This is a genomic window from Flavobacterium sp. ASW18X (assembly GCF_005144745.1).
Taxonomy (GTDB): Bacteria; Bacteroidota; Bacteroidia; order Flavobacteriales; family Flavobacteriaceae; genus Croceivirga.
Map to the genome: position 1 here is coordinate 16,484 of NZ_SWKK01000016.1, position 13,498 is coordinate 29,981.

Below are 13,498 nucleotides of genomic sequence, written 5' to 3' on the forward strand. Positions count from 1 at the left end.
ACGCACCCCGGATTGTTGTGAAACTAAACCATATTGTTGTGAAAATGCTAAAAACTGTGGTTAGCCATCTAATTGCATAGAAACCTCTTCCCAGTCTGCCATATAATCCTCTAATTTTTTCTTACAACCATTGTAAGTATCAAAAAAATCTGGCTTTGCAATGGTACCCTCATAATCCATTAAAAGGTTATGGTCATAGTCTGCAATTTGCTTTTCTAGTTTTGCAATATTCTTTTCTAGCGTACTTAATTTATTTTTTAAGGATTTTATGCGCTTTTGTTCTTTGTAATCGTTCTGTGCCTTGGGTGCAGTTGCTGCTACGTTTTCCTTACTTCTTTTTTCTATACTCCTAAAATCTTCTACATTACGCTGTTCTAGGTAAAAATCAATATCCCCTAAATATTCCTTGATATTCCCATCTTTAAATTCGTACACCTTATCTGTTAATCCTTGCAGAAAATCTCTATCATGAGAAACTAGAAGTAAGGTTCCTTCAAAATGCTTTAAGGCTTGTTTTAATACGTTTTTAGATTTAATATCTAAGTGGTTGGTAGGCTCATCCATTACCAACACATTAAAAGGTTGTAACAAGAGTTTTGCCAGTGCTAAACGGTTACGTTCACCACCAGAAAGCACTTTTACCTGCTTTTCTACATCATCACCACCAAACAAAAAGGAACCCAGAATATCTCTTACCTTACTACGGTTGGTTTCATTAGCCGCATCTATCATGGTATCTAGGATGGTTTTATTGCCGTCTAGATACTCTGCTTGGTTTTGAGCAAAGTATCCTATCTGCACATTATGTCCCAGTTTAAGATTTCCAGAATACGCTAGCTCTCCTACTATAATTTTAGCTAGCGTAGTTTTACCTTGACCGTTTTGCCCCACAAATGCTATTTTGCTTCCACGCTCTACTAACATAGAAACATCTTCTAGTACTTTTTTGCTCCCGTAATTTTTACCTAGTTCATCCAGTTCCACAATTACCTTTCCTGGATTCACAGAAATAGGAAAACGGACGTTCATCACGCTATTATCATCTTGGTCTACCTCTATACGCTCCAACTTATCTAATTTTTTGATAAGCGATTGCGCCATAGATGCTTTACTAGACTTTGCCCTAAATTTCTCTATTAAGCGTTCTGCTTGTTGTATTTCTCTTTCTTGGTTTTTCTGTGCAGCACGTTGCTGTTCCTTTATTTCTGAACGTAATTCTAGGTATGCAGAATAAGGCTTGTTATAATCGTAAATACGTCCTAAGGATATTTCTATAGTTCTGTTAGTAACATTGTCTAAAAACATTTTATCGTGAGAGACAATTACCACAGCACCTACATAGCCCTTTAAAAATTGCTCTAACCACAGAATAGACTCAATATCCAAGTGGTTCGTAGGCTCATCTAATAGCAACACATCATTAGACTGTAATAAAAGCTTAGCTAACTCTATACGCATACGCCAACCACCAGAAAAAGTTGTTGTTTGCTTGTCAAAATCTTCGCGCTTAAACCCAAGTCCAAGTAGTACTTTTTCTGTATCGCCTTGGTAATTATATCCTCCTAATATTTCATAACGATGCGTAACATCATTTAGATCTATCATTAACTGGTTGTATCCTTCGCTCTCATAATCCGTACGTTCTGCTAGTTGATTATTGATGTAATCTAACTTTAGCTCTAAGTCTTTAATATCTTTAAAGGCTTGATAAGATTCTTCTAATACCGTACGACCTTCTTCAAAATCCAAATCTTGCTTAAGAAAACCAATCTTAACATCTTTGTCTGATGCTATGGTACCTTCATCTAAGGGCATTTCTTTAGATAAAAGTTTAAGCATGGTAGATTTACCAGCTCCATTTTTACCAATTAAACCAACTTTGTCTCCTGGGTTTAGGCGAAATGAAATTTGATTGAATAAATATTCCCCTCCAAAGGATACAGAAAGGTTGTGAATGTTAAGCATAATTTGTGATATAGGTTACAAACCCAGAATTGGATATTCTGTATTTTTGTTTAAAACTGATGCAAATGTTAAAAAAAGGCTCTAAAATCAACAGTATTTTAACAGGAAGTTGCCCTAAATGTCAAAACCAAAGCATGTATGTTAACTCAAACCCGTATGCGTTAAGCCAAGTTTTAAAAATGCACGACCGTTGTTCTCACTGCAATACTAAGTATAAAATAGAACCATCCTTTTTTTATGGGGCAATGTATGTTAGTTATGCTGTGGGAATTGCCTTTGCCGTAGCTGCATTTGTTATTAGCAATCTAATTTTAGGAGCAGACCTTGTAGCTACTTTTATAAGCATTATTGGTACTCTAATAGTTTTTATGCCGGTGATTATGCGCTTATCTAGAAATATTTGGATTAACTTTTTTATGTCTTACGACCCTAGTTTGGATAAAAAAGAAGCTAATACTACGGCAAAAGCACATTAAGTACTAGCCACATATTTATTTTGAAATCTTTGAATATCTATTTCTGGATGCAATTGTGCAGTACCATACATGGCGTCTACTAATTGGTTTGATGCCTCTGGAGCAATTAAAACACCTCTTGAGCCAAAACCATTCAACACATATAATTGTTCATAAATAGGGTGTCTCCCAACTAATGGCCTCCTATCTGTTACTGTGGGTCTAATCCCTGCTACATGCTTTTCCACTGTATAAGGAAGCTTTAAAAATTTTTCCAATTTTTCTAATAACTCCTCTTTAGCCGCATCAGTTGGTGTATTCGTTTTGTCCTTCCATTTGTAAGTAGCTCCAATTCTGTATACATCTTCTTCTAAAGGAATAATAAAAACAGAAGATTTAATTACACTCGTTTCTCTTAAACCCGGAATCTTTACAGTGAGTAATTCTCCTTTTGTACCATTTAAGGGCAGATAATTAAAATAAGGATTGCTTTTAAGTCCAAAACCTTCTGCAAAAACTACTTTCTCATATTTTTTTCCTTGATAGGCTACGCCATCCTTAAGCATTTGTAAATCTTGATAGAGAAATGTCGTTTTGTGCAAAGCGCTTATGCCTTCAAGGTATTTTGCATACAACTGTACTAATTTTTCCGTAGCAACACGACCCGTTTCTAAGACTTCTCCATACCCAAAGGGAGCATCTATGCCGTCATTTGTGTTTTTGTGCAAGTATGTATTTAAAAAACGGGCTAAACGGGGTTTATCAGCAGCCTCAAACCACGTGTTTTGTTCTTCTATAGAAGTAAATCTTCTTAATACTTTAACCTTATAATCTAACTGCGCGCCAAGTTTAGTTTGTAATTGCTGATAAAACGGTATGGCTACATCCATTTGGGCATCTGCTCGCCATGCCATGGTAAATCGTTTTAAAATAACCGGATTGTATAGCCCACCAGCAACTAAAGAAGATTTTTGAGAGGTATCTGTGTACACATCAAATGTTTTCCCCTTAGCTTCTAATCTTTCGCAAAGCGATATCCCCGCTAAACCTAAGCCTATGATAAGCACGTCTTTCATATTACAAAAATACATCGCTAGGCTATAGAAAATAAAAAACGCCTTGGCAAATTGCCAAGGCGTCTCATCTTGTTGAATTGGAAATTATTTTTGGGTACTAATTAATATGCCCACATATCTTGCTCCCTATCGCGAATAGTTTCTTTTATTCTGTTCGCTTCTAGTAATTGGAACAAGGCATTATCAAAAACGTAATCGTCAATTTTACGGTCTCCATGTACGTTATCTTCCTTATAAATGGTACCATTAAACCTTCTAGCGTTTAGCAACATATCAAAAGTGATAGGTTGCGCCGAGTTTCTGTTGTTAAAGACCTTAGCTTCGTGCAAGATTTGTCTTGCGCTTGGGTACCATACCCAGAACAATTCTACCTTGTTTTCGTTTGGATCTACAGACTCATCATCTATAAAGTTTACATCTGGAGCTACTGGAGCTATACCTAATAAACGGTACTTTAATTCTCCCTGTCTCTTATCAAAATACCAAATACCTTTTACGTGGTACTCTTCAATATCTGCAGCATCTAAATCTCTTCTGTTAATAAACTCTTCTGAGATTTGTTCTCCTGCGTTCAATTGCTCATAACCAAGGTCTGTTGTATCTACTTTTTTAAGAGTTGCTTCTAAATCTCCAAGACCTTGAAGCTTTTCTGTAAAGTAAGAATCCGTATAGATGTCTGTTAGTTTCCCATTCTTGATATTTTTAATCAATACGTGGTATAAAGACCTTCTATCAGAACCTATCCCAATAGTATCAGTAGGATAGTACAACGGAAAGTTAACGCGCTCATCTAAATCTATTACCTCCCATACGGTTTTAGACCAAAGAATATCCCTATCGTCCACATAGCCGTAATCTAAAGGTTTGTCATTATCTTGAGCTATTTGTGCATCGGTCTTTTTACCAATCTCCTCTGGCAATTTTGCATTAAGGATGTTTGCTTGTGCCACCATGGATAATGGCAATAGACCTACCGCAGCAATTACTAAAACATTTTTCCAATTCATTTTACCTAAATCTTTAGTTTGTCAATTCTACAACAACAGGAGAAACTTTCTTCAATTTATATCCTTTGTTGTTTGAAATATAAGCGTTGATATCAAAAATTTGTACTGCATCACCTCTTTTAGCTCTTTGTAATGCAGATTTTGCTTTTGCATTTAATTTGTTACCGCTAACTACTACCGTTGGTTGACCAGGAACTTTAAACTTAAATCCGCTTACGCCTAAATTTAAATCAAAATCAAAGTCTTCTAACATTGCACTAACAGTAGAGATTTCCAAGTTTCTTCTTGGCATCTTAACGCTACCTGCCTCTCCACGGATGGTACCGCTAGGTCTTGGAATATCTTTGATACGGAAAGTTGCTGGAGTACTAATTCTTTGACCATCTGGCAATACACCAGAAGCACTGATTGTTACTTCTCTACCCGTACCCGGGTTCATTACGTATCTACTACCATTAACTTTTCTTAATCCTGGTGCAGAAGCACTTACTTTGTTATCTGGAATACCAGGAATAGAGATTGTCATTGGGTTTGCAACCCCGCGATAAACTACATTCATTTTATCTGCAGCAATCACAGCAGCGTTAGGCTTAGAAATAGTTGCGAACGAATTGTTTACAGGAACTTCTATTTCTTTACCATCTTGCATAAAGTAAAGGTTACCCGCTACAGTGTGATCACCAGCGCCACCAGCGTTGATTAACATTTTTACACCACCAGCTTCTAATTTGTAATCTTTATCTGCAGTTAATTTTCTACCATCTAAAGTTAACTCTGCACGTACAGGTGTAGATGTCTTATCTGTTTTAGAGATGATGATTTTACCATCATATTTTTCACCACTGTAGAAAGCAGATTTAGATGCTGATAAAGAAGTAGCAAAGTTCTTTAAAGATACTGCTTCTGTAAGGTTACCTTCTAACAAGCCTTTTAATACATCTTGCTCAGTAGCTTTGATGTCTGACTGCAACGCAGTTAACTTAGTTAAAGAAACTACCATAGGTACTCTTTCATAGTGATAGTTTAACCAATCTTCTTTGGTACCGTCACTCTTTTCTACTTTACCATTGGCATCACCAGTAGCAAAACGAGCATTTACAGATTCCTTAATATCTTTCATGTTTTCTGGTAGCACCTTACTAACATCTGTACGGTACTTGTTTACCCAGTTTAAGAACTTTTGTCCTTCTTCTGTTACTTTATCACCACCGAAGAATTTTTGATCAAGAAAATCTGATTTATCCATTTTTTCGTAATCTTTTTTGTCTTCGTAACCTGCAAGCATTTCTGTCTTAAGACCTTCTATATAGCTATAGAACTCGTTAGACATTTCTGTTACTTGCTTAGCTTTAGCATACAAAGGAGCATACTCCTCTTCGTTTTCAGAAGCTTTGGTTTCCAAACCTTCTAAGTAGGCCATATTGTTATCGCTGGCTTTTATATTAGAAGCTTCAAACTTTTCATTCATTACACCGAATGCTGCTAGAACTTCTTTTCCTATGTTTAGTGCCAACATCGCGATGAAGATCAAATACATTAAGTTGATCATCTTCTGACGTGGACTTGCTTTACCTCCTGCCATGTTTTTCTAATTAGTTTTAAAAATTAATAATTTGGGGTTATTGTAATAGAAACTAATTAGTTCTTAGACATTGCAGACAACATTCCACCATAAACACCATTCAAAGAAGAAAGGTTAGTGGCCAAAGATTGCATTTGCTCTTTTAAAGCACCAGCATTTTGTACTACTTCTTCGTTGATAGAAGCTTGACGACTTGCACTTTCTAACTGTACTTTGTAAAGACTATTTAAAGACTCCATTTGAGTGGCTGCCTGAGATAACTCTTCTGAGTATTTTTTAGTGTGTTGAATAGCATCTGTAGTAGGAGCAATATTTTTAGCTGCACCTTCAAAACTTTTGATGCTTTCTCCTAAGCTACTAAACAATTGAGAATCAATGTTAGCTTCTTTAAGCATTTCATCTAATTTCTTAGAAAGGATGCCTTCTGCTTCTTTAACCTCAGCAGCTTCTTTCTTTTGTGCTTTTTTAGGCTCACCACCAGCTAATTCTGGGTACACTAAAGACCAATCTACTTCTTCTTCTACAGGTTCAAAAGCTGCAATTGCAAAAATTAATGCTTCTGTAATAAGACCAATAGCTAAAAGTAAACCCCCTGTTAAAGGACCGAACTCCCAGTGAAGTATCTTAAAAAGTGCACCAATAATTACTACTGATGCTCCAAGCCCGTAGGCCATGTTAAACAGTTTTTTTGTTGATTTTGACTGTGCCATAATGATAATTAAATTAAGTTATATAAATAAAGAATTTGGTTACAAGTTTAATTCAGTGTTCTCGTAAGCTATTTCTTGTTTATAGTCCGTTATTACCTTTTGTTGAATCTTCTTCTCCCATGTAGTCTTGTACCGTTCTAAAGCCGATATAGCTACGAGCAGAATCTTGATATTCGTAATCTCTAGTGCTTACTTGTAAGAAGTATGCAACATCTTTCCATGAACCACCACGGATAACTTTACGCTTGTTTTGGCCAGAACCTGCATTTGGGTTCATTGTAGAAACATACTCGTATGCTCCTGGGTCGTAGCTAGAGTTGGTCCATTCAGACACGTTACCAGCCATATTGTAAAGATTATAATCGTTAGGTTCGTAAGACTGCGCTTCTACTGTGTATAACGCGGCATCCGCTGCATAATCTCCACGCTGTGGTTTAAAGTTTGCCATAAAGCATCCTGTATCACTAATTACATAAGGACCACCCCAAGGATAAGTACCTCCTTCAATGCCTCCTCTAGCAGCATATTCCCATTCTGCTTCTGTAGGCAATCTAAATTGATTTACAAATTGCTTTCCTCTGCTTTTCTGATCATCGTTCTTGAACTTGGTTCTCCAGTGACAGAACGCTTTGGCTTGTTGCCAATTTACACCAACTACAGGGTAGTCGCTATACGCATCATGCCAAAAATAGTCGTTATGCATTGGTTCGTTGTAAGAGTACTCAAAATCTCTAATCCAAACCGTTGTATCCGGATATATCTCTAGTTCTTCCTTTTTAATGAAATCACTACGCTTACCAGTTTTTGCTCTAGCAGCTGCTTCAATATCCATCCAGTTATACTTGTACTTTAATTGTTTTACATCAATAGTACGCTGTCCATTATAGGTTTCCTCATCATCTAAATACAAGGTATCCATAATTTCTGCATAGTACTCATCTGGATAATCATTAGTATCCCAAATAAGATCAACATCTTTATTAAGCGCATAGCCTTCATAACCATCACCCCCAATAAAGTTGTCTATTTTATATTTTTCCCATACAGAAAGCTTTGAAGTATCGGCACTTTTAAAAGCATACTCCCCAATAGTACCATCATCATCTGGTCCCAAACCTAACTCATCTGCTAAGATGGCCATTTTGGTTCTAGCAACAGAATCCTTTACCCACTCTACGAACTGACGATATTCACTATTCGTAATCTCTGTATCATCCATATAGAAGGACCTAACGGTAACCGTTCTGGTTGGTGCATTGAGAACTTTAGCTTGATCCTCATCTGCCTTACCCATGATAAAGGAACCTCGTGGTATCAATTCCATACCGTAAGGCTTCTCGGGATACCATTTCTTCCCTTTAACTCCAACTAATTCACCTTTTGAATTTGATTTTGACCCGCAACTTCCGAGTAAAAACACAAATGCTAGAGATGATAACAATAGCTTTCTCATACTTTAGGTTAAATTTTCGATTTAAGATTTATAAACTGCATAACACAATTTCATACTCTCAAAACTTGATTTTGAATATTTTATTGTACAAATACAATTTAAGTGTCAAAAAATTTTAATGTTCAGTTTAAACCTTTCTTATAGGCTTTTAGCCATCTCTCTGGGATATTTTGATTGCAAGCATCTAAATAGTCCTGTTGAGTGCAAGGTAATAACGCAACGGATTTTGATTTATTATGTGGAATCATAACAGATGGCACCTCTACCCACCATCTTTCTGTTACATGGCTTTTAAAGAATACCATTTCATCCGCATCTGTGGGTACGGTAAATTTTGTAAAATCTTCACTATCAGAAGTTGGCTCTTCTAAAATGCGGTAATTTAAACCCTCTATAAAGTACCATATTATTTGTGCAATTAATTTATGAGAGAGTACGGCATTCTCCATTTCATAAATACCAAAAGCACATATTTTATCGCTCATCCCCGCATACCTTGCTATGGCACAGATTTCTCTACCATCAAATCCGTTTGGAGAAAAATTAGTGGTTACCCCCATTGTAGATGCCATAACCGCCCTCATATCTATACTCACCAAATGTGCATTACGCATTACTGGCTCTACTAACTTGATATCCCCAATAAGTTCTCCTAACCTGTATGCATCAAAAAACAGGCGGTCCATAAGGTCCATCTCTTCTTGTGCATTAAAATACGATTGGTATCCTAGATTGCTAAAATTGAATAAATTATTTGGTTTATCTGTAATGATACGACTCATGTAAGACTCTGAAGAGATTAATTCATCATCCATACCAAAATCAAACTTAGCATCTACATTAACAATATTGACCATATCCTTTATACCATCAAAAGAACGATAAATAGGAAAGGTTAAATCTTGTGTAGCCCCTAAAACTATGGGTATAATGTTTTCTTCTAACAGACCTGCTGTTATTTCTTTAACTACAAAATAAGTGTCTTCTACAGAAGCTCCTTCATGAATGTCTCCTATATCTATTATAGTACCATTCCAATTCCCCATCATTAACCTGTATAGCTCTAAACGTAGGCCGTCTGTATCTAACTTGGCTGTCTTTTTCTCAAATGCATTTCTAGATTCTAGAACACCAAATAGAGCCACCGTAGCGTTTGCAAATACTGGCATACCTTTTTTTTCGGTATGCTTGTGAATATTCATTCCTAGTGCTTGGGGAGGTAAGAATTCTGAAAAGGCCAACACTTTTTCACTTACGGGCACTAAAAAGTCGAACGCCATATATTTCTTCTAGTTTTAAAGGATTTTGGTTTGCTATTTTTTGCTTTTTGCTCTTGTTTTCTTCTTAGGTGTTTTTTGCTCTATTAAGGCTTTGGCTTCATCTAAGGCAATTTTAGTAGCATCTACATCTTTACTCAGCTCTACCTTAATTTTACCTTTTATAATATTGTGCCTGCCCCAGCGTGCCTTTTCTATACGTATACCCTCTTCTGGCCACTCTTGGATTAACTTATCTTTTTCCTTTTGGATTTTAGCCTCAATCAATTCTTCTATATCTGCTTGGCTAAGATTATCAAAGTCGTATTTCTTATTCACGTTAATAAACATGCCGTCCCATTTTATAAATGGTCCAAATCTACCTACGCCCTTGGTTACATCAGTACCCTTATACGTAGCAATAGGGGCATCTGCCTTTTGCTTTGCCTTAATTAATTCTACCGCCCTATCCATATCTACATCAAAAGCGCTTTCCCCTTTATCTAAAGAGATGAATTTTTTCCCAAATTTTACATACGGACCGTACCTCCCAACATTGGCTTCTACTTCTTCCCCCTCATAAACACCCAATTTTTTAGGCAATTGAAACAGCTCCATGGCTTCTTCAAAAGTTATTGTTGTCAAAGATTGTTCTGGCAGTAGACTTGCAAATTGTGGCTTTTCTTCTTCTTCTGATGTACCAATCTGGACCATTGGCCCAAACCTACCCAACCTTACAGATACTTGCCTGCCAGATTCTGGGTCGGTACCTAATATGCGTTCCCCACTAGCACGTTCTGCATTTTCTTCTACATCTTCTACAGTTGGATGAAAATCAGCATAAAAATCTTTCATTACTTTTTTCCAATCTTCCTCTCCTGCCGCTATTTCATCAAAGTCCTCTTCTAATTGTGCCGTAAAATTGTAATCTAAAATTTTAGAAAAATTGGTAACTAGGAAATCATTTACAATCATACCAATATCTGTTGGCACCATTTTTCCTTTATCAGACCCTACAGTTTCTGTCAGTGTTTTAGCGTCTATCTTACCACCTTCTAAAACCAATTGGGTGTAATTACGCTCCATACCTTCTATAGCTCCTTTTTCTACATAACCCCTGTTTTGTATGGTAGAAATTGTAGGAGCATATGTAGAAGGCCTACCGATACCCAATTGTTCCAATTTCTTTACCAAAGAAGCCTCTGTATACCTATATGGTGGTCTAGTAAATCTTTCTGTAGCAGAGATGTAATTATTATTTAGAGCATCACCCACCTTCATAGCTGGTAGCATCCCTTCTTGTTCTTCTGCTAAATCTTCTTCATCTACCCCTTCTAAATAGACTTTTAAAAAACCATCAAATTTAACTACCTCACCATTGGCTGTAAATTCTTCTTGGTGAGTACTTGCGCTGATTTTAACATTAGTACGCTCTAATTGCGCATCACTCATTTGAGAAGCCAAGGTACGTTTCCAGATTAACTCATATAATCTAGCTTGGTCTCTTTCTAAAGAAGGAGCTTGCAATTTCATATCTGTAGGTCTTATCGCCTCATGTGCTTCTTGCGCCCCTTTAGACTTACCTGTGTAATTACGAACTTCACTATATTTTTCACCATAGTTAGATACAATAGCATCTTTTGCAGCATCCAGTGCTTCTTTAGAAAGATTTACGCTGTCCGTTCTCATGTAGGTGATAAGACCCGCCTCATATAAACGTTGCGCTACTTGCATGGTTTTACCCACAGAAAAGTATAGCTTTCGCGAGGCTTCCTGTTGAAGGGTAGATGTGGTAAATGGAGCAGCCGGTGATTTTTTAGCAGGTTTAGTATCTAATTTAGCCACCTTAAAATCTGCACCTATATTGCTATCTAAAAATGCTTGAGCTTCTTTTTCTGATGCAAAACTTTTATTCAATTTAGCTTCAAAAGCAACACCGCCTAGCGTTTTGAATTCTGCCTTTATTTTAAAAGATGCTTCTGGAGTAAAAGCCTCTATTTCCCTTTCTCTTTCTACAATTAAACGCACAGATACAGATTGTACTCTACCCGCAGAAAGTCCCGGTTTAATTTTTTTCCAAAGTACCGGAGACAACTGGTATCCCACCAAACGATCTAAAACCCTACGCGCTTGCTGTGCGTTTACCAAGTTGTAATTAATTTCTCTTGGGTTTTTGATAGCTCGTTGTATTGCAGCTTTAGTAATGGAATTAAAAACAATTCTTTTTGTCTTTTTCTGCTCCAAACCTAATTCTTCTGCCAAATGCCAAGATATAGCCTCTCCCTCACGGTCTTCATCACTCGCAAGCCAGATTATCTCTGCTTTTTTAGCTAAATCTTTTAATTTCTTAACCAGGGCTTTTTTATCCTTATCCACCACATACTTAGGCGTAAAGTCTTTATCCACGTCTACCCCCAATTCTTTTGACGGTAAATCGGCAATGTGTCCAAAGCTGGACTCTACTTGATAATCTTTTCCTAAAAACTTTTCTATGGTCTTTGCCTTAGCAGGCGACTCCACGATAACTAGATTCTTTGGCATTAGCTGCGGTTTGTTGAAAACAAAAGTATATGAATTTTTTTATTTGACTTAACTCAAAAGCATACCAATACATAAATATCCCGCTAATTGCGGGATATTTACACACCAAATTCACCTTGTAATTAGTTAAGTTGAAACGTGCTAAGCAACGCTATGGAAGCATCTAAATATTTATATTGATATAGCACACCATCTCCTACCATTAATAAATGGTCTTCTAACGGAATAACATCAAACGTAACAACATCCTTAAAATGGTTTAGCTGCGGCAAGTCCGGAACATTACGCTTATCGTACACTTTTAATCCAGAAGCGCCATCGCACACAAAAAGCTTATCATCTTTAATTCCGAGTCCGTAAGGCTCATCCATGGGATACATCACTTTTAATTCTGGTTGCTCCATATTACTGATATCAATAATAAACAAACCACTCTCTGTAGCACCACAGGTATTACCTCCCCGCAGCGTTACATAGGCATAATTATCATCTACAACCACAGGATCACAAGCCTTTCCATGCTCAAATTCACTCACCAAGGTAGGCTGTTCTGGATTGCCAATATTATAGATGTACATACCGCGCATACTTCCTAAAAACAAGTACTCCCCTTTATTAAAAATGGTCTCAATATCAAAACCAGCGTATACTTTATCTAAAACTTCTGGAGCGTCTAAATTGGAAATATCAAAAATATTGATATTATGATTGTCTACTGCATACAGATAATCTGACACAATTTTAAACCGAGCCAGAGAGCCACCTTGACCTGTACTTCTTGCGCCGTCGCTAGCATTTTCCAAAGCAAAATCTACCGTATTCACCTCTGCTATTTTCCGGCGTTCCACCACAGTTTCCCAACCTACCAAAATCTCGTTTTCATAATCTACGCCATCAAATTCAAATACATCTGCAGCAGGCCAAACTACATTATCTTGCAATACGTTTTCTAATCGTTTCAACTGTTTAATGTTATGTATATCTGTAATATCAAAAACCAATAAATCCATTAAACTATCTGCGTACAATACATCATCCTTAATAGATATATCCACATTGCCTGCAATTTTTATAAAGCCTATTTTATTTGGGTTAGATGGATTACTGTTATCTATAACATGTATGCCTTTGTATTTATCATTCACAAAAATGTATTCCTTATAAGCATACATTTTACCAGACTCATCAATCGCCTGCGGCGGAAGAACAGCTATACTATTTACAAATTCTGTTTTGCTAATTACCAAAGGTTTTGCCACTACAACTTCTGCATAAGAAGCATCATTATCATCCGTACAGCTTAGCGTACACACTAAAATAGAAAGGACTACTATAAAAAGGTTCTTTTTCATGATTGTTGTTTTATTGATTGTTAGTTGAATACAATTTATAGATGAAGCCCAAATAAAAAGTTGCGTAACAACTAACACTTTAACATGTTGTTATTACGCAA

At 36.6% G+C, this 13,498-nt stretch carries 10 protein-coding genes; 1 reads left to right on the forward strand and 9 read right to left on the reverse strand.

The genetic code is table 11. From position 1 onward, the window contains the following. Window positions 1-60 precede the first annotated feature (60 nt). Window positions 61-1,965, reverse strand: a complete 1,905-nt coding sequence (locus tag FBT53_RS11775; protein ID WP_136951391.1) for an ABC-F family ATP-binding cassette domain-containing protein — start codon at window positions 1,963-1,965, stop codon at window positions 61-63. A 65-nt stretch (window positions 1,966-2,030) separates the two neighbouring features. Here FBT53_RS11775 and FBT53_RS11780 point away from each other — a divergent pair, with 65 nt between their 5' ends. After that, window positions 2,031-2,441: a DUF983 domain-containing protein gene (locus FBT53_RS11780; protein ID WP_136951392.1), complete on the forward strand. Its 411-nt coding sequence runs from the start codon at window positions 2,031-2,033 to the stop codon at window positions 2,439-2,441. On the opposite strand, the gene FBT53_RS11785 is transcribed toward FBT53_RS11780, so the two are convergent. The 8 genes from FBT53_RS11785 to FBT53_RS11820 form a co-directional block, all read right to left on the reverse strand. Then, window positions 2,438-3,496, reverse strand: coding sequence for an FAD-binding oxidoreductase (locus FBT53_RS11785; protein ID WP_136951393.1), 1,059 nt, complete (start codon window positions 3,494-3,496; stop codon window positions 2,438-2,440). The genes FBT53_RS11780 and FBT53_RS11785 overlap by 4 nt on opposite strands. Before the next feature lie 101 nt (window positions 3,497-3,597). Further along, on the reverse strand, window positions 3,598-4,503 hold the full coding sequence (gene gldN, locus FBT53_RS11790) for a gliding motility protein GldN (RefSeq protein ID WP_136951394.1): 906 nt from the start codon (window positions 4,501-4,503) through the stop codon (window positions 3,598-3,600). A gap of 13 nt (window positions 4,504-4,516) precedes the next feature. Next, window positions 4,517-6,085: a gliding motility protein GldM gene (gene gldM / locus FBT53_RS11795; RefSeq protein ID WP_136951395.1), complete on the reverse strand. Its 1,569-nt coding sequence runs from the start codon at window positions 6,083-6,085 to the stop codon at window positions 4,517-4,519. A 56-nt stretch (window positions 6,086-6,141) separates the two neighbouring features. Then, complete coding sequence (gene gldL, locus FBT53_RS11800) at window positions 6,142-6,795, reverse strand: gliding motility protein GldL (protein WP_136951396.1); 654 nt, start codon at window positions 6,793-6,795, stop codon at window positions 6,142-6,144. A gap of 79 nt (window positions 6,796-6,874) precedes the next feature. Then, window positions 6,875-8,248, reverse strand: coding sequence for a gliding motility lipoprotein GldK (gldK, locus tag FBT53_RS11805; protein ID WP_136951397.1), 1,374 nt, complete (start codon window positions 8,246-8,248; stop codon window positions 6,875-6,877). A gap of 122 nt (window positions 8,249-8,370) precedes the next feature. Continuing rightward, window positions 8,371-9,528 carry a formimidoylglutamase gene (locus FBT53_RS11810; protein WP_136951398.1) on the reverse strand — a complete coding sequence of 386 codons (1,158 nt, stop codon included), beginning with the start codon at window positions 9,526-9,528 and terminating at the stop codon, window positions 8,371-8,373. A gap of 33 nt (window positions 9,529-9,561) precedes the next feature. After that, window positions 9,562-12,045 carry a type I DNA topoisomerase gene (gene topA, locus FBT53_RS11815; protein WP_136951399.1) on the reverse strand — a complete coding sequence of 828 codons (2,484 nt, stop codon included), beginning with the start codon at window positions 12,043-12,045 and terminating at the stop codon, window positions 9,562-9,564. A 122-nt stretch (window positions 12,046-12,167) separates the two neighbouring features. Then, window positions 12,168-13,397, reverse strand: a complete 1,230-nt coding sequence (locus FBT53_RS11820; protein ID WP_136951400.1) for an LVIVD repeat-containing protein — start codon at window positions 13,395-13,397, stop codon at window positions 12,168-12,170. Window positions 13,398-13,498 lie beyond the last annotated feature (101 nt).